Annotated in this window: 15 protein-coding genes and 3 pseudogenes; 12 read left to right on the top strand and 6 right to left on the bottom strand. The window is 73.1% G+C overall.

Annotation, left to right across the window (positions count from 1 at the left end):
- Window positions 1–279: 279 nt before the first annotated feature.
- Together ACLGIH_RS04290 and ACLGIH_RS04285 are read right to left on the bottom strand one after the other, a co-directional pair.
- Window positions 280–3,741, bottom strand: a complete 3,462-nt coding sequence (locus ACLGIH_RS04290) for a hypothetical protein (protein ID WP_416523868.1) — start codon at window positions 3,739–3,741, stop codon at window positions 280–282.
- A 73-nt stretch (window positions 3,742–3,814) separates the two neighbouring features.
- A complete protein-coding gene (locus ACLGIH_RS04285; RefSeq protein WP_416523867.1) occupies window positions 3,815–3,940 on the bottom strand; it encodes a hypothetical protein in 126 nt (41 codons plus the stop codon).
- A 389-nt stretch (window positions 3,941–4,329) separates the two neighbouring features.
- Here ACLGIH_RS04285 and panD point away from each other — a divergent pair, with 389 nt between their 5' ends.
- The 3 genes from panD to ACLGIH_RS04270 are packed head-to-tail and all read left to right on the top strand — an operon-like array spanning window position 4,330 to window position 5,351.
- Window positions 4,330–4,749 (top strand): aspartate 1-decarboxylase, encoded by a 420-nt coding sequence (panD, locus tag ACLGIH_RS04280; RefSeq protein WP_416523866.1) that lies wholly within the window; start codon window positions 4,330–4,332, stop codon window positions 4,747–4,749.
- A gap of 33 nt (window positions 4,750–4,782) precedes the next feature.
- Window positions 4,783–5,127, top strand: a complete 345-nt coding sequence (locus ACLGIH_RS04275; protein WP_416523865.1) for a GNAT family N-acetyltransferase — start codon at window positions 4,783–4,785, stop codon at window positions 5,125–5,127.
- 32 nt (window positions 5,128–5,159) lie between these two features.
- Window positions 5,160–5,351, top strand: a complete 192-nt coding sequence (locus ACLGIH_RS04270; RefSeq protein ID WP_416523864.1) for a hypothetical protein — start codon at window positions 5,160–5,162, stop codon at window positions 5,349–5,351.
- 687 nt (window positions 5,352–6,038) lie between these two features.
- Here ACLGIH_RS04270 and gndA read toward each other — a convergent pair.
- Complete coding sequence (gene gndA, locus ACLGIH_RS04265; protein ID WP_416523863.1) at window positions 6,039–7,478, bottom strand: NADP-dependent phosphogluconate dehydrogenase; 1,440 nt, start codon at window positions 7,476–7,478, stop codon at window positions 6,039–6,041.
- Between the two features lie 437 nt (window positions 7,479–7,915).
- On the opposite strand from gndA, the pseudogene ACLGIH_RS04255 reads away from it, so the two are divergent.
- Window positions 7,916–9,055, top strand: a pseudogene (locus ACLGIH_RS04255) (transglycosylase family protein); the annotation flags it as partial.
- Here the strand turns inward: ACLGIH_RS04255 and ACLGIH_RS04250 are convergent.
- A complete protein-coding gene (locus ACLGIH_RS04250) occupies window positions 9,045–10,274 on the bottom strand; it encodes a DMT family transporter (protein ID WP_416523862.1) in 1,230 nt (409 codons plus the stop codon). The pseudogene ACLGIH_RS04255 and the gene ACLGIH_RS04250 sit on opposite strands and share 11 nt — an antisense overlap.
- A gap of 393 nt (window positions 10,275–10,667) precedes the next feature.
- Here ACLGIH_RS04250 and glgA point away from each other — a divergent pair, with 393 nt between their 5' ends.
- The 6 genes and pseudogenes from glgA (at window position 10,668) to ACLGIH_RS04220 (ending at window position 17,801) form a co-directional block, all read left to right on the top strand.
- On the top strand, window positions 10,668–11,840 hold the full coding sequence (gene glgA, locus ACLGIH_RS04245; protein ID WP_416523861.1) for a glycogen synthase: 1,173 nt from the start codon (window positions 10,668–10,670) through the stop codon (window positions 11,838–11,840).
- Window positions 11,841–11,894: 54 nt separating this feature from the next.
- Complete coding sequence (glgC, locus tag ACLGIH_RS04240) at window positions 11,895–13,115, top strand: glucose-1-phosphate adenylyltransferase (protein ID WP_416523860.1); 1,221 nt, start codon at window positions 11,895–11,897, stop codon at window positions 13,113–13,115.
- A 73-nt stretch (window positions 13,116–13,188) separates the two neighbouring features.
- Window positions 13,189–13,847 (top strand): annotated as a pseudogene (locus ACLGIH_RS04235) (transposase); the annotation flags it as partial.
- Window positions 13,839–14,618, top strand: a pseudogene (locus tag ACLGIH_RS04230) (glycoside hydrolase family 2 TIM barrel-domain containing protein); the annotation flags it as partial. The pseudogenes ACLGIH_RS04235 and ACLGIH_RS04230, both read left to right, overlap by 9 nt.
- A 251-nt stretch (window positions 14,619–14,869) precedes the next feature.
- Window positions 14,870–16,210, top strand: a complete 1,341-nt coding sequence (locus tag ACLGIH_RS04225) for a wax ester/triacylglycerol synthase family O-acyltransferase (RefSeq protein WP_416523859.1) — start codon at window positions 14,870–14,872, stop codon at window positions 16,208–16,210.
- Window positions 16,211–16,316: 106 nt separating this feature from the next.
- Complete coding sequence (locus ACLGIH_RS04220; protein WP_416523858.1) at window positions 16,317–17,801, top strand: SDR family NAD(P)-dependent oxidoreductase; 1,485 nt, start codon at window positions 16,317–16,319, stop codon at window positions 17,799–17,801.
- Window positions 17,802–17,865: 64 nt separating this feature from the next.
- On the opposite strand, the gene ACLGIH_RS04215 is transcribed toward ACLGIH_RS04220, so the two are convergent.
- Window positions 17,866–18,315 (bottom strand): hypothetical protein, encoded by a 450-nt coding sequence (locus ACLGIH_RS04215; RefSeq protein ID WP_416523857.1) that lies wholly within the window; start codon window positions 18,313–18,315, stop codon window positions 17,866–17,868.
- Between the two features lie 472 nt (window positions 18,316–18,787).
- Here ACLGIH_RS04215 and ACLGIH_RS04210 point away from each other — a divergent pair, with 472 nt between their 5' ends.
- Window positions 18,788–18,961 carry a hypothetical protein gene (locus ACLGIH_RS04210; RefSeq protein ID WP_416523856.1) on the top strand — a complete coding sequence of 58 codons (174 nt, stop codon included), beginning with the start codon at window positions 18,788–18,790 and terminating at the stop codon, window positions 18,959–18,961.
- 53 nt (window positions 18,962–19,014) lie between these two features.
- Complete coding sequence (locus ACLGIH_RS04205) at window positions 19,015–19,497, top strand: GNAT family N-acetyltransferase (protein WP_416523855.1); 483 nt, start codon at window positions 19,015–19,017, stop codon at window positions 19,495–19,497.
- Between the two features lie 43 nt (window positions 19,498–19,540).
- Here the strand turns inward: ACLGIH_RS04205 and ACLGIH_RS04200 are convergent, their stop codons facing one another.
- Window positions 19,541–20,884 (bottom strand): amidase, encoded by a 1,344-nt coding sequence (locus ACLGIH_RS04200; RefSeq protein ID WP_416523854.1) that lies wholly within the window; start codon window positions 20,882–20,884, stop codon window positions 19,541–19,543.
- Between the last annotated feature and the right edge of the window lie 93 nt (window positions 20,885–20,977).

Below are 20,977 nucleotides of genomic sequence, written 5' to 3'. Positions count from 1 at the left end.
CGTCGACCGGAACCCGGAGCCGTCCGCGAGCCTGTGCAACGGCAGCGGTGGCGGCGACGGCGGCGATCGGGTCAAGCCGGTCGAGAGGAAGACCGGGTGTGTCGTCGCCCAAGGACCGCGCCTCGGCTATGTCGGCCAGAAGCGTGTCGGGAGGGGCGGTGCGACCGTCGGATCCGGCGTAGGTGTTCTGCAGGCGCAGGGCCCGGCCGGCCCGGTCGAGCATCTCGGTGTCGGGCCGCATGCGAGTCGCCAGCGGCTCGGGATGCTGGTACTGCACGGTCAAGTTGCCGGATCCGGCGGTTTCCAGGCGGAAGTTCTCCGGCCTGAACGTCGCTGCCCACACTTGCACCGAGGCGAGGAAGTGGTCGGCCTCCGAGTCATCCTGGGAGTCGGCGACCATTTCCTCCGCGCGGCGGACGAGTTCCTCTCCGGTGGCCGCGAGCTCGTCCACCCGGCCCTGGTCCCCCGAGAGGACCGCGCGCATAGTGAGTTCGGCGGCGACATCGCGCGGGCTGCTTCGGCGACGGGACCGCCCCACGAGATCGGTCTCGTCCGGGCCTTGTACGTGCAGTACTCCTTCACCGGCGACTCGACGAACTCCAGCTGCCACACGTTCGGATCCCGCATCCAGGGGATCAGCAGATCGCCGGCCTGCTCCAGATGGCGCACCAGGAACCCGACGGCCAGACCGGGCATGGCCAAGTTGTTGCAGTCGCGCAACAAAAGCTCCACGACCTGGGCGGGAGAGATGCCGACGACGGCCACGAGTTGGTCCGCGAGGCGCTCGACCGCGAGCAGCGCACTCACGCACGGGTACGGGCCGATCGACCCTCCCCGGTACCAGGCCCAGACGTGTTCATCCCCGACGCAGTGCCGAACTCCCACACCCGGCAGATCCAGTCCTGCTCCGGTCGGCTCGTCAGCGGGTGCTCGGACATCGTCGCCGTGCACCCCGACCCGGACGGCCGCAGCGTGGTCGAGCATCCGGTTGATCAGGGCCAGTGCAGGGAGGGTGTGCGCCTTCAGGAGCGGCCAGAAGGGCCCCCGATACCACCCCGCCATCTGTTCGGTGATGCTTCCGCGGGCGCGGTGATGTCGGATGCCGTCGTCGAACGGGTACGAGTGGGACCAGCCGTATCTGTCCTCCTCAGGGTCGTGCTGTTCGATGTAGTAGGACTCGGCCAGGGCCAGCAGCAGATCCGGCTGATGCCTGGCCATCTCCGTCGCGGCCCAGAAGCTCTCCACGGCGGGCTCGAGACGCGCACCGTCGTCGGCGATTCCCCTGAGGAACGCCTCGGCGCGCCTGTCGAGGTCGGTGCCGAGCATCGCCAGGGCTTCCACTGCGAATTCGTCCGAGTGCTCCGGATCGGATGCGAGCACGCGGTCCCGCAGCGCCTGCCGGATCGGGACTGGCTCGCTTGTCTCGGCCTGCACTAGTCCACACAGCCACGCCAGCACCAGTTCGCGGACTCTGCGGCCCACGTCGTGGGCGGTCCGTGAGTCGCTGTCGGAGCCGGTGTCGTGTGGGTGGCAGAAGGCCAGCTCGACCAGGGGCGCGAGTATCAGCGGGTCGCCGACGCCATGGGGCGCGTAACGCTGCATGGCCAGCCGGATTACCGTGCGCAAGCCGGCTTGCTGGTCCATCTGCAGCGCGGGCCATGCACGGCCGAGTACCTTTCCGGCGGCACCGAGGGTGAGCACTGCCTCCCACGGCACGTCCGACCACCGCTCGCCGTGGTCGGACGCGATCCCGTCGAAGACGGTGCGCAGGTGGGCGAGCGACCGTTCGACGTCATCGGCGCCGAGTAGATGCGCCTGGCACGCGATGCGTGCGGCACGCAGCGCCCAGCGCGGCGCGTCGGCGGTTGAGAGGAGAGCGAAGCCGTCCGTGACGAGCAGCCGCACCACCGCCATGTCTCGCACGAGATCGCTGGCGAACCGATCAGACGGGCTCCAGGCGCTGGTCGCGCCGAGCGGCGCCAGCAGACCGTCGGAGCGCAGGGAGGGCAAGGCGGCCGGGTCCGGTGGCACGGCGGTTTCGCGGGGAAGTAGTTGGCGTCTGGCCAGTGCCTGGAGAGACTGGTCGCGAGCGTCGGGGGAGGGGCCTCCCGCCGTCATCATCTCTCCGCGGCGTACAAGGTTGCGCCAGACGGCGGCGAACAGGTCGGCCTCCGACGCCGCTCCCTGAGGGGCCGCCACGCCCGGGCCCGCGCGCAACAGCATGTCCACCAGACCAGGTCTGCCCAGCAACCACCGCGTCCGCTCGTCACCGGCCCACTGCCGCAGCTGCGGAAAGACCTCGACGAGCCGCGTGGTCTCGGCTGGAGTCAGCCGGGGGGCCTCGTGCTCGCGGACGAGATCCTCGACGATTCCGCCGTCCTGCGCCACGCTCTCCGCAGCCTGAACGAGCACGTCACGTGCGGCTCCCGAACCGTCGGCACGGGTGACCGCCACCACGCCGAGTCCGGCGGCCATGGCCGCCCGCGCGAGGTCCGAGAGCAGCTGGGCACGTCCTTCCAGCACCGACTCCGCGCCGTCGACGACCAGCAGACGCCCCTTACCCACCGCAGAGGCACCCAGCACCGCGGCGAGGCGGGCGCCGAGCAGCGCCTCGAATTCCGCAAGCGTTGCGGGGATCTCCCGCAGGTTCAGCACGGTGACCGCGACTCCGTCGGCTCGCAGCCGCCCAGCGGTACGCAGGGCCAAAGCCGACTTGCCGGCGTCGGGCTCCCCGTGGACGACCAGCGCGGTCGCCCGCGAGGCGACCGCCCTCGCTTCGGCGGCCAGAGCATTTCCGGCTTCGGCGCGCTCCAACTCGAGGTTCTCGCCGGCACCGGTCAACCGGAACCGGACGAGGTTCTCGGCCGTCTCCGACAGGGCGTCGAGGGCCCGCCACGCCGGGGCGTAGGACGGGGAGCGGTCAACGACCGCAGCCCCAGAGAGCTGCCTCCGGAGCATGCTCTCGGTGACGGTGGCCGCTGTCGGGGCGTGACTCCGGGACAGTCTCCCCAGAGCTTCGAACAGGGTGGCGGAACCCTCCACAGAGGCATCGGGGACGACACTCCGCAGGCGGGCCACAGCCGCCGTACGGTCGGACTCGTCGGCCCCCTCCAGCCTCAGCTGCCACAACCAGAGCACGTGCAGGAATCGCCAGGTCAGCTCGGCGGCAGGCCTTTCAGTACTCACCTTCGGACTGCTGGCTGCCTGAGCGATCAACGCGTCCAGATGGCTCAGCCGCCTGCGAATCGCTTCAGTCGTGCGTCCCGGCTGCTTCACTACCGCGCGGAACGACTCCTCGTCGGGCTGCCCCCGTGCGATCACGGCCAGCTCATGCACCTGCCGTACGGCAGGACTGGTGCTGGCCACAGCGAGCGCCAGCCGCCAATGCCCCGCGCCGGCCTCGGCCCAGTGATCCGTGACGATCCGCAGGTAGGACACGAGCAGGTCCGCCGTGGAGTCGTCGCTGGTCGTGAATGCCGGGGCCCGGCGCACACCGATCGACAACCGCCGCTGTGCTCCGTCGGCCGTGTCCCCAACGACGATCAGGTCGTCCACGGGGCTGAAACTGCTGTCCTGGAAGCGTACGGACACCGGCGTCACGTCATCACCCAGTGCCGGTACGGGATCGCCGAGGAGGAGGTGCGCCAGCAGGACGGCACCGAAGTCGTGCTCCAAGACCGTGCCACCGCCGCCGGTCGCGTACGGGCTGGCCACCTGCTCTGCTGCGTCGCGCCCCACCATCTCCGCATCATAGGACGCGCCACCGACAGTGCAGGCGGGCACGACGTCGCGCGGTTCGGTGCCACGACCCGTCTCAGGTGAGGAGGTTGAAGGCAGTCTTCTCCAGGAGGGCGTTGGTGTTCGTATCGTGGCCGAGGGCGAGGGTCTGGTACGGGAGGGCGGCGAGCCGCTCCGTGAGGCGGGCGGAGCCGCCGGTCATGGGTAGCAGCCCGAACGCATCCGGGTAGCGGTCCTCTGTACCGGCGGTGCAGAAGTCCGTCTCGTCCGGGCGACGCGGCTCGTCGAGGAACGAAGGGCGCGGCCCCTTGAGCAGTGACCCGATGGCACCCCTAAATCTCCTGATATGCCGTCAGGTAAGTCAGCGTTTCGTCAGCATCGATCCTGGCAAGTTCCGCGAAGAGCGTTCGAGTAGGTGCACCTTCGACGAGCCACAACAGCCGTGTTCGCGCTTAAGCCCAGGCAGGAGCCTGCTTACCGGAGTGAAGCGATGTTCCTCACAATCTTCGAGTCAGGCGCGTGCCAGTTGTAGAGTGAAGACGCCGTTGACCTGCAGAAAGCAGGCAGGGAGCCGTCATCCAGGAGTCCAAAGTGCTGCGTACTTTGTTCAAGTCCAAGATCCACCGCGCCACCGTCACCCAGGCCGACCTGCACTACGTGGGATCGGTGACCATCGACGCCGACCTGCTGGACGCCGCCGATCTGCTGCCCGGTGAGCTGGTGCACATCGTCGACATCACCAACGGCGCCCGGCTGGAGACGTACGTCATCGAGGGCGAGCGGGGCTCCGGTGTGATCGGGATCAACGGGGCCGCCGCCCATCTCGTCCACCCCGGCGACCTGGTGATCATCATCAGCTACGCCCAGGTCACCGACGCCGAGGCGCGGGCACTCGAGCCGCGGGTGGTGCACGTGGACGGCGACAACCGCATCGTCGCCCTGGGCGCCGACCCCTCCGAGCCGGTGCCGGGCTCGGACCAGGAGCGCAGCCCGCAGGCCGTGGCAGGCTGACCACAGCCCCGTTTCCGGACAAGGAGCGTGCCCGTGAGCGACATCGAGATCCGCGACGACCGGGCGGCCGGCCTGCTGACCGCGACGGCCGGGGACGAGACCGTCGGCCGTATCGAGTACTTCGTCCTGGAGTCCCCCGAGCGGGCCCTCGTCCCCGTGCACACCGTCGTGGAGCCGGCCCACGAGGGCAAGGGCGTCGCCGGTTCGCTGGTCCGCGAACTGTACGCCGCCGCGCGCCGCGAGGGCGTCCCCGTCGCCCCGCTGTGTCCGTACGTCGTCCGGTGGGCAGAACGCCACCCCGACGAGGCCCCGGCGGCCGACCCGGCGCTGCGGCGCGCGGCCGGGGAGTGGCTCGCGGCGCACCCCGGGCGGTTCTGACGGTCCTCAGGGGTCTCACGGCTCTGGCGGTCGTGACCAGGGTTGCCGCGCGGGTGCCCGCCCTGGCGCACACCTCGCCCGTTCAGGTCCCGGTCCTCGACGCCCTGCGCGACGGCCACCACCCGGCCTGGCGCTGCGGCACTTCGCCGGCTCGGCGGCCGGGGGCGTCCCGGCCGTGGCGCACCTGGTCCACCTGGGCCCGCGCCGTTCATGCGGGCGGGTGAGTGGCGGCGGGGCCGTCGGGTAGGCGGGGGAGTAGTCCAGAGCCGACGTCGACCGACTGGCCGGAGGACACGCGCCATGACCAACCCGTACCCGGATCCCGTCTCACCGGGACCCACGCCGGGCCCGGAGCCCCAGCACCCCGAGCCGCATCCGGTCCCGACCCCGGAGCCGCCCCCTGCCCCGCAGCCGCCTCCGCCTCCGCCGCCACCGGGCCCGGGGCCGCAGCCGACGCCACCGCCTCCCGGCCCGGGACCGGAGCCGACGCCCCAGCCTCCGGGCCCCGGCCCGGAACCACCTCCGGCGCCTCCGCACCCGGGGCCGCCGGGCCCGCCTCCGTCACCGATCCCGCCGGGCCCGGAGCCGGTGCCGAACCCGGAACCGGGACCACCGCTCACCTGACGCGTCACGCCCGACGCCGTACAGGGCGTCGGGCGTGGCCAGGCGTCCTCCGGGGCCGGTCGGGCGCGGGCGGCAGCGACCAGTGGGGGCGGTACCCAGCACGGGAGCGCCGCCGCACGGACCGGCCGGCTGCCGCCCTGTGCGGTCGCCTCGGGCCGGTCCTCGCCCTGTGCGGTCGCCTCGGGCCGGTCCTCGCCCTGTGCGGTCGCCTCGGGCCGGTCCTCGCCCTGTGCGGTCGCCTCGGGCCGGTCCCCGCCCTGTGCGGTCGCCTCCGGCCGGTCCCCGCCCTACGCAGTCACCTCCGACCGGTCCCCGCCCCACAGCGTGTGGAAGGACCCCTCCCGGTCCGTCCGCCGATACGTGTGCGCACCGAAGTAGTCCCGCTGGCCCTGCGTCAGCGCGGCCGGCAGCCGCTCGGCGCGCAGCGCGTCGTAGTAGGCGAGGGCCGCGGCGAAGCCCGGCGTCGGCACCCCCTGGCGGGTCGCCGCGACCAGCACCTCGCGCCAGTCGTCCTGCGCGGCGGCGATCTCCTGCGCGAACGTCTCGTCGGCCAGCAGGCTCGGCAGGTCCGGCCGGGCGTCGTACGCGGCACGGATGCGGTCCAGGAAGGCGGCCCGGATGATGCAGCCGCCGCGCCAGATCGCCGACACCGCGCCCAGGTCGATGTCCCAGCCGTACTCCTCGCTGCCCGCCGCGATCTCGTGGAAGCCCTGCGTGTACGAGACGATCTTGGAGGCGTACAGCGCCTGCTCCACCCGGTCGGCGAACGCCCCGGCCTCCGCCTCGCGCAGCGGCGCCGCCTTCGGCCCCGCCAGCCCGCGCGAGGCCTCCCGCAGCGCCGTGTGCCCCGACAGGGAACGGGCGAAGACCGCCTCTGCGATGCCGGACACCGGCACCCCGAGGTCCAGGGCGATCTGCACCGTCCAGCGGCCCGTGCCCTTCTGCTCCGCCCGGTCCTGCACCACGTCCACGAACGGCCGCCCCGTCGCCGCGTCCACGTGCGATAGCACCTCCGCCGTGATCTCGATCAGGTAGGAGTCCAGCCGGCCGGTGTTCCAGGTGCGGAAGATCTCGGCGATCCGCGCGGGGGAGTAGCCCGCGACGTCCCGCAGCAGCTGGTACGCCTCGCCGATCAGCTGCATGTCGGCGTACTCGATGCCGTTGTGCACCATCTTCACGAAGTGCCCGGCGCCGTCGGGACCGACATGGGTCACGCAGGGCGCGCCGTCCGACGCCTTCGCGGAGATCTTCTCCAGCATCGGTCCCAGGGAGCCGTACGATTCCGGCGACCCGCCGGGCATGATGCTGGGACCGTTCAGCGCGCCCTCCTCGCCGCCCGAGATGCCGGTGCCGACGAAGTGGATGCCGCGCTCGCGCAGTTCGCGCTCCCGGCGCCGGGTGTCCGCGAAGTGCGCGTTGCCGCCGTCGATGATCATGTCGCCGGGCTCCAGCAGCGGCGCGAACTCCTCGATCACCGCATCCGTCGGCTCACCGGCCTTCACCATGACCACCAGGCGCCGGGGCCGCTCCAGCGCCGCCACGAACTCCTTCGCGGTCTCGGCCGCGACGAACTCGCCCTCGCCGCCGAACTCCTCCACCAGCGCGTGGGTACGCGACGCCGTCCGGTTGTGCACCGCGACCGTGTAGCCGTTGCGGGCGAAGTTCCGGGCGAGGTTGCGGCCCATGACCGCGAGACCCGTGACGCCGATCTGCGCCGTATTGCTCATTGGGTTGGCTCCCTAGTGACCTGGATGGCTGCGGTGCCGGTCGTGCCCGCCAGTATCGCCCTGCGGCATCGCCCTCCGACCCGGCACCGCCATTCGGCCATCCTGACGTGCCGGTACCCCGACCGCACCTCTGGACGCGACGTACTCCCGTACGCAGGGAAGGGGCCGGCCGCCTCAGCCGTCACCGCAGGAGCACCCGCGCGTCCGGCCAACCAACGTCCGCTCCCGGCCACTTGGCGCGGTCAAGCGGCCGGTTGCCGTCTTGTCATGGCTCGTTCGCAGCGCTTACTTTTGCCCCTCCTGACGCGTTGTCGAGGGGGACGTTCATGGCCGCACGCGGCCGGCACCGCCGGTACCAGCCGAACAGGATCAACCGCGCCTCACTCACCGTCACCGCAGGCGGTGCCGGGATGGCGCTCCCGCTCATCGGCACCGGCAGCGCCCAGGCGGCCGACGCCGACACCTGGGACCGGGTCGCCGAGTGCGAGTCCACCAACGACTGGGACATCAACACCGGCAACGGCTACTACGGTGGCCTGCAGTTCAGCCAGTCCACCTGGGAGGCCTTCGGCGGCACCCGGTACGCGCCGCGCGCGGACCTCGCCACCAAGGACCAGCAGATCGCCGTCGCGGAGAAGGTGCTCGACGGGCAGGGGCCCGGCGCCTGGCCGACGTGCTCGGTGCGGGCCGGACTGACCCGGGACGGCAGCGACCCCGACATCCGGCCGACCGGCGCGTCCGCGGCCGACAAGGCGAAGGAGCGGGCGAAGAAGAAGGAGCAGCAGCGCGCCGCCGCCGACGTCCGGCCCCAGACCACACCCCAGTCACGCGCCGGCAAGGCCCGCATGTACACGGTGGTCACCGGTGACACGCTGTCCGGCATCGCGGACGCCCAGCGGGTCCGGGGCGGCTGGGAGCGGCTCTACTCCGCCAACCGCGCCGCCATCGGGGCCGATCCCGACCTGATCCTGCCGGGCCAGCGTCTGAAGCTGGACGGCGGCGGTGCGGCGCCCGGCAAGGCGTCTCCGCAAGCCAAGCCCGGTAAGGCGGCCTCGCAGGCCAAGCCCGGTAAGAAGAGCGAGAAGAGCCAGGCCAGGACCGGCGAGGACGACGGCCGGAGCAGCAAGGGCAGCAGAGCAGACCGGAAGACCGGGAGCCAGGAAACCGCCGGCCGCTCTCTCGCCGCCCCCGTCGACGCCTCGACCGGCACGCCGTACCGCCAGGCGGGGTCCGCCTGGTCCAAGGGCTACCACACCGGTGTCGACTTCCCCGTGCCCACCGGGACGTCCGTCAAGTCGGTGGCGCCGGGCAGCGTGGTCAGCGCCGGCTGGGCGGGGTCCTACGGGTACGAGGTGGTGATCCGGCACACCGACGGCCGCTACAGCCAGTACGCGCACCTGTCCGCCATCTCCGTGAAGGACGGGCAGAGGGTGACCGCCGGGCAGCGCATCGGGCGCTCCGGGTCCACCGGCAACAGCACGGGCCCGCATCTGCACTTCGAGGTGCGGACGGGGCCCGGATTCGGCACGGACGTCGACCCGGTGGCCTACCTGCGGGCGGGCGGCGTCAGGATCTGACCCGCGCCCGGCGCGGGTCGAGCAGCGGCAGCGGGACGTACGGGCCGCCGTAGAAGAGCCCGTACGAGACCGGAGGCCCCGGCTCCGGCGCGGGCCGCGCCCAGGCCGGCAGCACGTCCGGCACGAACAGGACGTTCCCGTCGGGCTCCGCGCCTTCCCCGGGCAGCGCCGCGGCCCGCTGCCCGGGCAGCGCGGGGACCCGCTGTTCGCCAAGCGCCGGGACCCGCTGCCCGGGCACGCCCGCGACGAGCGCAGCCTCGGCCCGCACGTCCGTCCCGGCCCGCACGGCAGCCTCGGCCCGCACGGCCCTCTCGGACAAGGCGGCCGCCTCGGGCCACAGGGCCTCGGCCGGTGCCGCCGGAACCGCCCCTGCCGCGGCCCCTCGCCCCGTCCGGGCGATCCGCTCCGTCGTCAGCAGGATCAACCCGCCCGCAGCCACCACACCGCAGCTCAGGGCGAGCGCGGTACCGGTCGTGCCGTAGCGGAATGTCTCGCCGAACAGCGTGATCCCGATCGCCGCCGCCACCACCGGGTTCACGACCGTCAGCGTGGCCAGGGGCGCCGCGAGGCCCGCGCCCCGGTATGCCGCCTGGGACAGCAGCATGCCCGCCGTGGCCAGCACGCCGATGACGGCCAGGGACGGCACGTCCGCCCCCGACACCCCGCCGGTCCAGTCGACCGCGACGGTCTTGGTGAACACCGAGGACATGCCGAAGGCGATGCCGGACGCGGTCGCGAGCAGCATGCTGCGCACTGCCGGGTGCCGGTGCACGGCACGGGCGGCGAGCATCAGCGCCACGACCACACCCACGGTGACGAGGGCCACCGCCGTGCGTTCCGCCGTGGTCAGCGACTGCGCGTCGGAGGCACCGACCAGGGCCAGCAGACCGGCGAGACCGACCGTCGCCATGATGGCGCCCCGCCAGGCGGTCGCCCCGGCCCGGCGGCCGGCGAACAGCGCCGCCATGGGCAGCGCGACCACGATGGTCAGCGCACCCAGCGGCTGCACCACGCTGAGCGGGCCGTAGGCGAGCGCGACCACGTGCAGCAGTGCGCCGAGGCCGTTCAGCGCCACCGCCGCCCACCAGCCCGGGTGGCGCAGCGGCGCGTACTGCCGGTCGGGGGCGGAGACCGCGACGCGCTCCTGCACGATCGCCCCGCCCGCGTAGGCGACGGCGGAGACCAGCGACAGGAGCACGGACAACGCGAGGGCGCTCATCGGCGTCTCCTCTGCGTGAGGCGAGGGCTGGGCGCGGCCTGCCCGGCACGGCGCGGCGATCGGTCGGCTTCCATGAACAACACCCTGCCGTGCCGCGCTCTTGCCGTCGTCGTCCCAGAGCATTCTTTGGGTCCTACTGCCGATGGAGTACGACGGGAGGCCGGTCATCCCCAGGGTGGGCGCGACCGGGCGGACGCCCCTGACCGCCTCACCCCGCGGCCCCTAGGGGGCCGCTCCTCCCGGCCCCCCGGCCGTTCGTGAGCCCCCTCCCGGCCGTCCGTGGCCCGCGGCCGTCCGTGGCCCCCGGCCACAGGTGCACCCCGTCGCACTCTTCCGCACAGGCCTCGCCTGGGTGACCATGAGAGGACCAGCCGCCGACACGGGAGGTTCCGGGTGCGAGTGGGACTGCTGACCCGGGAGTACCCGCCGGACGTGTACGGCGGCGCGGGTGTCCATGTGGAGTTCCTCGCCCGGGAACTCGCCGCCCTCGTCGACCTGGACGTGCACTGCTGGGGCGAGGCCAGCACGGCGGAGAAGGGCACCGGTGTGCTGCGGCACCGCCCCTGGTCCGCCCTCGACGGCGCCAACGACGCCCTGCGCACCTTCTCCGTGGACCTGGCGATGGCCGCCGCCCTCCAGGGCCGCGACCTGGTCCACTCGCACACCTGGTACGCCAATCTCGGCGGCCACCTGGCGGGCCTTCTGCACGGCGTCCCGCACGTGGTGACCGCCCACTCCCTGGAGCCGCTGCGCCCCTGGAAGGCCGAGCAGCTCGGCGGCGGCTACGCGCTCTCCGGCTGGGCCGAGCGCACCGCGTTCGAGGCCGCCGACGCGGTGATCGCCGTCTCCGCCGCCATGCGCGAGGACATCCTCGCCTGCTACCCGGCGCTGGAGAAGGACCGGGTGCACGTGGTGCACAACGGCATCGACACCACCCTCTACCGGCCCGACCACGGCACCGAGGCCCTGGACCGGATCGGCCTGGACCGCTCCCGCCCGTACGTGCTGTTCGTCGGCCGCATCACCCGCCAGAAGGGGGTGCCGCACCTGCTGCGCGCCGTGCGGGGCATCGACCCCGGTGTGCAGGTCGTGCTGTGCGCGGGCGCACCCGACACCCCCGAGATCGACCGCGAGTTCCGCGACCTCTACCAGGAGCTGAGCCGGGTCCGCCAGGGCGTGCACTGGATCCCGCAGATGCTGCCGCGCGCGGAGGTGATCCAGCTGCTCACCCACGCCGCCGTCTTCGTCTGCCCCTCGGTCTACGAGCCGCTCGGCATCGTCAACCTGGAGGCGATGGCCTGCGGCACGCCCGTCGTGGCCTCCCGGGTGGGCGGCATCCCCGAGGTCGTGGCGGACGGCGAAACCGGGGTACTCGTCGACGCGGACGACGACTTGGGGGCGGGGCTCGCCCGGGCCCTGGACGCGGTCGTCGGCGATCCGGAGGCCGCCCGCCGGATGGGCGAGGCGGGCCGGGAGCGTGCGGTGGGCGAATTCGGCTGGGACGCGGTGGCCCGTCGCACGGTCCGGCTCTATGAGGACGTCCTGGCGCAGGCAGGACAGGCTTAGGCGGACCGGCCCAGGGGCAGGCATGGGCCCACAGCGAGGGTGAGGGGAGCGGCCATGCGGCGTGGTGGTCCTTCGGTACTCGGCATCGTCCTGGCGGGCGGCGAGGGCAAACGCCTGATGCCGCTGACGGCGGACCGCGCGAAACCCGCGGTCACCTTCGGCGGGACGTACCGGCTCGTCGACTTCGTGCTGTCCAACCTGGTCAACGGCGACATCCTGCGCATCTGCGTGCTCACGCAGTACAAGTCGCACTCGCTGGACCGGCACATCACCACCACCTGGCGGATGTCCAGCCTGCTCGGCAACTACGTCACCCCGGTCCCGGCCCAGCAGCGCCTCGGGCCCCGCTGGTACCTGGGCAGCGCCGACGCCATCCTGCAGTCCCTCAACCTGGTCCACGACGAACAGCCCGAGTACGTCGCGGTGTTCGGCGCCGACCACGTCTACCGCATGGACCCGCGCCAGATGCTCGCCCAGCACATCGACTCCGGCGCGGGCGTGACCGTCGCCGGCATCCGGGTGCCGCGCGCCGAGTCGTCGTCCTTCGGCGTGATCACCCCGGGCTCCGACGGCCGGACCGTCGAGCGCTTCCTGGAGAAGCCCGCCGATCCGCCCGGCCTGGCGGACGACCCCGAGTGCGTGTTCGCCTCGATGGGCAACTACCTCTTCACCACCAAGGCCCTGATCGAGGCGCTGCACCGGGACGCCGAGGACGAGAACTCCGTGCACGACATGGGCGGTTCGATCCTGCCCCAGCTCACCGACCGGGGCGAGGCCGCGCTCTACGACTTCAGCGACAACCACGTCCCCGGCGAGACCAGCCGCGACCAGGGCTACTGGCGGGACGTCGGCACCCTCGACGCGTACTACGACGCCCACATGGACCTGATCGCCGAGCGTCCCGCCTTCAACCTGTACAACCGGGACTGGCCCGTCTACACCCACTCCGGCCAGCTCTCGCCCGCCCGGTTCAACGCCGGGGGCATCGCGAGCGAGTCGATCATCAGCGCGGGGTGCCTGATCCGCGGGCAGGTCACGCGGTCCGTGCTGTCGCCGGGCGTCCTGGTCGACCCGGGCGCGGTGGTGCAGGGCTCGGTGCTGCACGACAACGTGCACATCGGGCGGGGCGCGGTGGTGCGCGGGGCGGTGCTGGACAAGAACGTCGAGGTGCCGCCGGGCGCGACGATCGGGGTCAACCCCGAGCGCGACGCCGAGCTGTACACGGTCTCCAAGGGCGGGGTGATCGCCCTGGGCAAGGGGCAGCGGGTGCCGTAGTGCCGGGCGGCGGCCCCGGGGCGTGCGCTTTCCGTTCCAGTGGTCGTCGCAACACCCCAGTTCAGGGGATGCGATGGACTTCAAGATCCGGGAGGACCGGGGGCAGGCGCCAGGCCGTAAGGCCCTGGTCCGTGAGCGGGAGGAACACTCCCGGCTCATGGACCAGGGCGTCAGCAGCATGGAGGCTTGCCGGATCGTCGGCATCAACCGGCGTACCGGGAAGCGGTGGCGTAACGGACGCCAGGCCACGGGAAGCACGCGTGGTGCGCCGCCGATCCGCCGACCGCTCAGCTCTGCCGGCCCGTCGCGGTATCTGGGCGAGGCCGATCGCATCCACATCGCCGACCGCCTGAGGGAGAAGGCGTCGATCCGGCAGATCGCCTCCGAGCTGGGCCGGAGCCCTTCCACCATCAGCGGGAGATACGCTCCAACGGTACGCCACTGCGCGGGGACGCCTCCCGCTGGGCCTACCGCCCGCACGCCGCGCAGTCCCGCGCCGATGCCCGCCGGCCTCGGCCGAAGCCGGGAAAGATCGGCCAGAACACGGAACTGCGGGACTTCGTCCAGCACCACCTCGAACGCCGGTGGAGCCCCGAGCAGATCTGCCAGGCTCTGCGGACACGCTTCCCCGACCGGCCGGAGACGCACGCGACCCACGAAACCGTCTACCAGGCACTCTATGTCCAAGGCCGCGGCGAACTGCGCCGGGAGCTGGCCAAGGCACTGCGTACCGCGCCGACCGACGAGGCGCTCGCGTACGACCTGAAGCTGCACAAGAAGCTCGGCTTCAACTCCGTGCGCAAGCACATCAAGGTCGAACCCGACCGCTGGTTCTGCTGGGCCGACCGGCTGGGCCTGCTGGTGTGGCAGGACATGCCGTCCATGACCGCCGGGGTGAACCCGGGCGCCGAGGCGCGCGCCCAGTACGAGCGCGAGATGAAGGAGATGATCGCCGAACACGTCGGCAGCCCGTCGGTGATCATGTGGGTCACCTTCAACGAGGGCTGGGGCCAGTACGACATCGGCCGGATCGCCGAGCAGGCCAAGAGCTGGGACCCGACCCGCCTGGTCAACAACCAGTCCGGCCTCAACCTCGGCGCCGACGGGCACGCCGGCGACATCATGGACGAGCACGGCTACCCCAGCCCCGCCCTGCCGCCCCGGCCGGACGGCGAGCGCGCCCTGGTCAGCGGCGAGTACGGCGGCCTCGGCCTGGCCGTGCCCGGGCACGCCTGGCCGGTGCAGCAGTCGTACGTGGACGTCGACCCGGCCACGTACACCGACGACTACCTGGCCGAGCTCGACGAGGTGCGGGCCCTGGTGTGCCGGGGCGGCAACGGCGCCGTCTGCACCCAGATATCCGACGTCGGGGGAGAGCTGAACGGGCTGACGACCTACGACCGGGAGATCCTCAAGCCCGACGTCCAGCGGATGCGGGCCGCGCACGAGGCGCTGATCAGGGACGCCTCCCGCCCGGCCCCGGCCGGGTGCCCGACCGGCTGAGCACGCCCGGCGTCCGGCGGGTCCGCGCCCGCCGGACGCACGGTCGGAGGACGGCCGTCCGGGTGGGGAATCCGCGCCGCCGCCGACGCCACCTGCCGGAATCCGGCCGCGTACGCCCCAGGAGCCCCATGCCTTCACCGGCGGCGGCACTTAATCTGGTGTTAACTGTACGTAGCCTGATCGTACTTGACCGTAATCGGCGAAGGGCGATTGACTGCTGGTCCACCCGTTCGTCGACGCGAGGCAAGCCCGTGACCCCTGACCTGCTCGCTCCCCTCGACCTGGCGTTCTGGAACATCGAATCCCCCGAGCACCCGATGCACCTCGGTGCGCTCGGCGTCTTCTCGGCCCGCTCGCCCACCGCCGGGGCCCACGCCGCGGACCTGCTCGCCGCGCGTGCGGCCGGGGTGCCCGGACTGCGGATGCGGATCCGGGACGTCTGGCAGCCGCCGCTCGCCCTGCGCCGGCCGTTCTCCTTCGGCGGCGCGGCCCGGGAGCCCGACCCCGGCTTCGACCCGCTCGACCACATCCGGCTGCACGCCCCCACGGCCGACTTCCAGGCTGGCGCCGGCCGCCTCATGGAACGTCCGCTGCACCGCCACCGGCCGCCGTGGGAGGCCCACGTGCTGCCGGGGGAGGACGGCGTGTCCTTCGCCGTGCTGTTCAAGTTCCACCACGCGCTGGCGGACGGGCTGCGCGCGCTCACCCTCGCCGCGGGCATCCTCGACCCGCTCGACATGCCCGCGCCCCGGCCCCGCCCGGAGGAACCCCGCCGCGGTCTGCTCCCCGACGTGCGCAAGATGCCGGAGCTGCTGCGCGGCGCGCTGTCCGAGGCGGGCCGCGCCCTCGACATCGGCGCCTGTGCCGCCCTGTCCGGCCTCGACGTGCGCTCCTCGCCCGCGTTCACCGCCGAGCCCTCCGGCACCCGCCGCACCGCGGGCGTGGTGGTCGACCTGGACGACGTGCACCGCGTCCGCAAGGCCGAGGGCGGCACCGTCAACGACGTCCTCATCGCGGTCGTCGCCGGCGCCCTGCGCCGCTGGCTCGACGAGCGCGGCGACGGCAGCGAGGGCGTGGCGCCGCGCGCCCTGATCCCGGTGTCCAACCGCCGTCCGCGCACCGCCCAGCCACCGGGCAACCGGCTCTCCGGCTACCTGATACGGCTCCCGGTCGGCGACCCGGACCCGCTCGGCCGCCTCGGCGCGGTCCGCTCCGCCATGGACCGCAACAAGGACGCCGGGCCCGGCCGGGGCGCCGGTGCCGTCGCGCTGCTCGCCGACCACGTCCCGGCGCTCGGGCACCGCCTCGGCGGACCGCTGGTCTCCGGGGCCGCCCGGCTCTGGTTCGACATCCTGGTCACCAGCGTGCCGCTGCCCAGCCTCGGGCTGCGGCTCGGCGGGAACCCGCTCACCGAGGTCTACCCGTTCGCGCCGCTGGCCCGCGGGCACTCCCTGGCGGTGGCGGTCTCCACGTACCGAGGGCGGGTCCACTTCGGGCTGGTCGCCGACGCGCGGGCGGTGCCGGACCTGGACCTCCTCGCCCGCGCCCTGTCCGAGGAGGTGGCGGCGCTGATCACCGTCTGCGATCCCTGATCCCGGGCGGTTTGGCGGCCCGGCGCGGGGCTCGCGTAAAATCGCCCGGTCGAAAGCGGGCGCGAACCGGAGCGCCGCGACGGGTGACCAGGGAACGGCAGCGGCGATGACGGTGACACAGGACGGTTCGGCGACCACGGACGGGATGACCGGGTCCGCGTACGGACCCGGCATCGACCCGGAGCGGCTGGCCGTCTGCCTCAGCGTGCTCGAGGAACTCGACAAGCTGGACGTCGACCACCCCGACGCGGTCAGGGTCCGCCGGGCCACCTCGCACATCTACCGCACGGTCAAGCAGCGCCGCCGTCAGGAGCGCCGGGCCGCCAAGACCGCCCACGACAAGGCGGTCACCGAGGCCACGGCCACGGGCTCCGCCCAGCGCATCGACGACGAGACCGAGGGCATCCTGCCCTCCTCCCGCACCGAGGAAGGCACCATCGCGGGGATACTCCAGCGCCCCCGCTCCTGCTACGTCTGCAAGCAGCGCTACGTCGAGGTCGACTACTTCTACCACCAGCTCTGCCAGGCCTGCGCCGCGGAGAACCGGGCCCGGCGCGACGCCCGCGCCGACCTCACCGGCAAGCGGGCGCTGCTCACCGGCGGCCGGGCCAAGATCGGCATGTACATCGCCCTGCGGCTGCTGCGCGACGGCGCCCACACCACGATCACCACGCGCTTCCCGAACGACGCGATCCGCCGCTTCAAGGCCCAGCCGGACAGCGCCGACTGGATCCACCGGCTGAAGATCGTCGGCATCGACCTGCGCGACCCCGCCCAGGTCGTCGCCCTCGCCGACTCGGTCGCCGCGGAGGGCCCGCTGGACATCCTGATCAACAACGCCGCCCAGACCGTACGGCGCTCCCCGCAGGCCTACAGCGAGCTGGTCGCCGCCGAGTCAGGGCCGCTGCCCGCCGGTGAGCTGCCCGCCGCCGAGGTGATCGGCACCTTCGGCTCCGGCGCGGTGACCGAGCTGCCGGTCGCGGGCGGCGGCGCGCTCACCGCGCAGGACGTCACCGACCTGGCGCTGGTCTCCGGCTCGGCCTCCCTGGAGCGCATCGCGGCCGGCACGGCCATCGACGCCGGCGGACTCGTCCCCGACCTGCACGACACCAACAGCTGGATCCAGACCGTCGACGAGGTCACCCCCGTGGAGCTGCTGGAGGTCCAACTCTGCAACTCCACGGCGCCGTTCATCCTGATCAGCCGGCTGCGCCCGGCGATGGCGGCCTCGTCGGCCCGCCGGACCTACATCGTGAACGTCTCCGCCATGGAGGGTGTCTTCGCCCGCGGCTACAAGGGCGCCGGCCACCCGCACACCAACATGGCCAAGGCCGCCCTGAACATGCTCACGCGCACCAGCGCCCAGGAGATGTTCGACAAGGACCGCATCCTGATGACGGCCGTCGACACCGGCTGGATCACCGACGAGCGCCCGCACCCCGACAAGGTCCGCCTCGCCGAGGCCGGCTTCCACGCCCCGCTCGACCTGGTCGACGGCGCGGCCCGGGTCTACGACCCGATCGTGCGCGGCGAGGCGGGCGAGGACCTGTACGGCGTCTTCCTCAAGGACTACGCGCCCGGGAAGTGGTAGGGGCGGTCACGCCCCAACGGCGCCGGGGGCCCGTCCCGTTCGGGCGGGTAGGGGGACGGACCGGTCAGTCGACGGCGCCCAGCCGTGAGTGCCGTGCCGCCAGCAGCTCCAGTACCGTGCGCCAGTCCTCCAGGACCCCGGCGTCGAAGACGGTGACGCGACCCTCCTCGCGCGCCTCGCGCAGCCGGAGCAGGTCGTCGTCGGCCGGGGCGTCGGTGCGGGCGTGACGGCGCAGCAGACCGGCGACGCGTTCGCCGAGCAGCGGGCGTACCGCCTCCGCCGCCCGGTCCGCACCGCCGGCCGGATCACCGGGCCACAGCAGCCTGCCCACGGCGTGGACGAGTCCCGCCACCTGGAGCTCCTTGTCGGCGGGGCGGCTGCGGCGCAGCAGCGCGGCGGTCCGCAGCGCGTGGTCGTGCAGATCGACCGGTCCGCCGCTGTGCCCGGCCGGGCCGCGCGAGCCCCGGCAGGCGTACAGCAGGTCCATCAGCTCCTCGACGCTGCGCAGCTCCATGCGTCGGTCCTCCCGCGAGACAGCCGTTGCGGTCCGTCAGCAGACCATGACGAGCTTGCGGCGCGGCCAACGGCACTTGAACGGCCCGGCCAAGGCCCCGGCGGCGTTCGAAGACGCGAGCGGCGGTGTGGGCCGAACGGGTGAGTCGAATCCTGGGCATTCCGGAGCGAACCAGGGCGGAACGCGCCCAACTGTGCGCGGTAGGACGTGTAATGGTTACACCGAGTTTTCAGCCCCATAGAGCGGACCCCCGCTCATTTGGTTAATCTGGAGCGGACGGGCAGCAGTACGGGTCCTACCCACACCCACGGCCCGTCATGGGACGAGCCGGGGCACAACGGCCTGCTCCCAGTCGAGTTACCGGCGCCACCGCGTCCGAACTGCTCTTGACCGAAACCCGAGCGGGCGTCAGACGCCGGACAGCAGACTGGCCGGCGAAGCCCGAGGGTGACCGACACATAAGGAGTGCGCGGTGACACCGGAGAAGACGAATCTCGATCAGCGCCCCAAGGAACGCCCGGAACGCGCGGGCCGCCGGCCCGGGGAGATCGGCAGCCTCGACGTGTGGGCCCGGTCCGCCCCCATCCGCCTGGCGGGTTACGAGGACGACCTCGCCGAGCCCCACATCCTGCCCAGCGTGGACTGACAGCCGCCGCCCCCAGCGGTCGCCGGCGGCATGGGCGTGGGAGACTCACGCCCATGCTGATCCGGGACGCAACGGCCGACGACTGGCCGCGCATCTGGCCCTTCTGGCACCGCATCGTCGCCGCCGGTGAGACCTACGCCTGGGACCCGCAGACCCCCGAGGAGCAGGCCCGGGAGCTGTGGATGAACCCCGCCAAGCGGGTCTTCGTCGTGGAGGACGACGCCGGCACCGTGGTCGCCTCCGCCTACGTCACCCCCAACTACGCGGGCCCCGCCGCCCGGATCGCCAACGCGGGCTTCATGGTCGACCCCGACCACGCGGGCCGCGGTGCCGGCCGTGCCCTCGCGGAACACGTGCTGGCCGCCGCCAAGGTGGACGGATACCGGGGCATGGTGTTCAACGCCGTCGTCGAGACCAACCCCGCGGTGAAGCTCTGGACCTCCCTCGGCTTCACGATCCTGGGCACGGTGCCGGACGCCTTCGAACACCCGCGTCTCGGCCCGGTGGGGCTGCACATCATGCACCGGGCGCTGTGAGCCCCGGCCACCCGGCCGGACGCCCCCTGCCGGCCGGGCGGCCTCAGTCCAGCGGCGCCGTCCGCCGCCACGGACGCAGCCGCTCGATCTGCTCCGCCAGCGCCAGCAGATCCCCCTCCGACCCCGGCCGCCCCACCAGTTGTACGGCGCAGGGCGCACCCGAGGGCAGGGCGCCGAGCGGCACCGACATCGCCGGCCAGCCGGTCAGGTTCCAGGGCGGGGTGAACGGCGAGTACGCCGTGTTCGCCGCGATGTTGCGCAGCCAGCCGCGCTCGTGCCAGGGCGCCGCGCGAGGGCCGCGGCGGGCCAGTGCCGGGGTGAGCAGCACGTCGTACTCGGCGAAGAACGGCTCCAGGCGGCCGCGCAGCCGCTCCCGGCCCCGGCCGGCCGCCGCCGCGCGGACGAACCGCCGGCCCACGGCCGTGTGCACCCGGGTGCGCCGGGTCAGCAGCCGCGGGTCCAGGCCCCGGGCGTCCTCGGAGGCGCCCGCCGTCCACTGGACGAGCGCGGTGAGGCCGAGCGTCGCCGGGTAGGGCGGGTCGGCCCGCCGTACTTGGTGGCCGGACTTCATCAGCACCCCGGCCGCCTCGCGGACGGCGGCCGCGTACGGCTTGCTCACCGTGACCCCGGCGACCGGGCTGCGCAGGGAGACCGCGACCCGGCGCATGCCCGGCTCCCGGCGCCGGGGGGCGGCGTCGCCGGCGAGGACCGTGAGCAGCAGCCGGGCGTCCTCGACCGTCGTCGCCAGCGGCCCGTTCTCCGCCATGCCGAACCAGTCGCCCGCGCCGATGCCGGCCGGGACCACGCCGTGGCCCGGCTTGAGGGTGACCAGACCGCAGTTGGCCGCCGGTATCCGCAGCGAGCCCATGCCGTCGTTGCCCAGCGCGACCGGCACCAGGCCGGCGGCGACCGCGGCGGCGCTGCCGCCCGAGGAACCGCCCGCGGTGCGCGCCGGGTCCCACGGGTTGCGGGCGGTGCCGTGCACCCCCTCCGTGGTGCCGAACACGCACAGCTCCGGCACGTTGGTCAGCCCCACCACGACCGCCCCGGCCGCCCGCAGCCGGGCCACGGTGACGTGATCGGCGCCGGCCGGGGTGCCGGGCGTCGCGGCCGAGCCCACCCGGCTGGACTCGCCGCGCACCGCCAGGTTGTCCTTCACCGCCACCGGCACGCCGGCCAGCGGCAGTTCGGCCAGGTCGCCCCGGGCGCCCACCTCGTCGGCCTCGGCGAGCGCCGCGCCGGCCCGCACCGTGCGGAAGGCGCCGACGCGTGCGTCAAGCCGCTCGATCCGGGCGAGGTGCTCGGCCACCACCTCCCGGGGTGTGACCCGCTTCTCGCGTACGGCGGCGGCGATCTCGACGGCGGTCCGGCCGGCCCAGTGGGTCACGGAAGGCTCCTCGGGGTGCGGTACGGCGGCTACTGGTGAGTACGCAGACAGCACTGTGCCTGGGGGAGGGGGCCCGCGTCGAGACCGCGACCC

This window comes from Streptomyces hamibioticus (assembly GCF_047946815.1).
In the GTDB taxonomy this organism is placed as follows: domain Bacteria; phylum Actinomycetota; class Actinomycetes; order Streptomycetales; family Streptomycetaceae; genus Streptomyces.
This window is presented reverse-complemented; position numbering and strand designations above follow the sequence as displayed.